Below are 1,030 nucleotides of genomic sequence, written 5' to 3'. Positions count from 1 at the left end.
CCCAGTCGTGGGCAATCAGATGGAAGCGTCCCGCGCCCAGTTGATTGGCGAATGCCAGGGCGTCCGACTGGAGATGCCCGGCTGCGTAGGACGCAATGTCCCTTGGCCGGGCGTTCTCAGCGTAGCCGCGCTGATCCACAGCGACTGCCCGGTAGCCTGCTGCGCCGAGCGCGGCCAGAATCTCGCGCCAACAGTCGGCAAATTCCGGCCACCCATGCAGCAGGAGAACGCACGCCCCGCTCCGCGGCCCTGCGGCCAGAGCTGTGTGGGTATGTGGCCCGCAGGCCAGTGTCAGCGCCTCCAGGCACGGCAGCGGTGCGGAGAGTGCCAGGTGGGTCATCGACGTGATCTCCGTGAGGCAGATGCGTGGATCATGCCCGTCGACGTCGCTTAGCGGCCGCCCTGGCAGCCGATCAGGTCGATCTCGGGCAACTCATTGGCTTTGCAGTAGTCCTGATAGCGGCTCAAAGCCGTGCGCCACGTCTCGACGAACGTGACCTTGCCGTCTTCGTCGAGGAAGTGAAGCTCACCGGTCGACACCACGAGCGCCATACCATTGTCGTCGTCGGAGAGATTCGTGAACGAGTGTGATGACTCCGACGGCTCAAAAACGAAATCGCCGGCTTGCGCGATCCAATCGTGCTGGTCGTATTTCCAGCGACCGCTGAGTGTGTAGACCATCACCGTGCCGGTATGGCGATGAATATGTGCGCCTTCGCCTTTGGCCGCCTTCATGAGCAAAACCACTTCGCCCGTGACGGGGTTGATTTTGAAGTATTTGAGCAGAATCTTGTCGTTGATCGGCGCGAAAGGAATCCACGGCGTGGCGTTTCCGGCGATATGGACCGTGTCGATCGCGGAAACATCGTTGAGGGCTTGCGTAGCTTCTGCGTTCATGGAATGAGTCTCCGATTGTGTTGAGGGATGGGCGTGCGCAGCGTGAACCGTGCGCAATCTCCAGTCCCTATTCAATCGCAAGTCATCCGTCGGAACTTGACCCGTACCGCCCGATTTTGTACTTTACGCGCCA

2 protein-coding genes are annotated in these 1,030 nt (G+C 60.8%); both read right to left on the bottom strand.

The features are described from left to right. A partial coding sequence (locus tag FVF58_RS51125) for an alpha/beta fold hydrolase (RefSeq protein WP_149677000.1) occupies positions 1-340 on the bottom strand: 340 nt, incomplete at its 3' end. Positions 341-390: 50 nt separating this feature from the next. Continuing rightward, positions 391-897: a 2,4'-dihydroxyacetophenone dioxygenase family protein gene (locus FVF58_RS51120; protein ID WP_149676999.1), complete on the bottom strand. Its 507-nt coding sequence runs from the start codon at positions 895-897 to the stop codon at positions 391-393. Positions 898-1,030 lie beyond the last annotated feature (133 nt).

It is taken from the genome of Paraburkholderia panacisoli (assembly GCF_008369935.1).
GTDB lineage: Bacteria > Pseudomonadota > Gammaproteobacteria > Burkholderiales > Burkholderiaceae > Paraburkholderia > Paraburkholderia panacisoli.
Note: the sequence above shows the minus strand (reverse complement) of the source record. Positions and strands in the feature narration are given on the sequence as shown.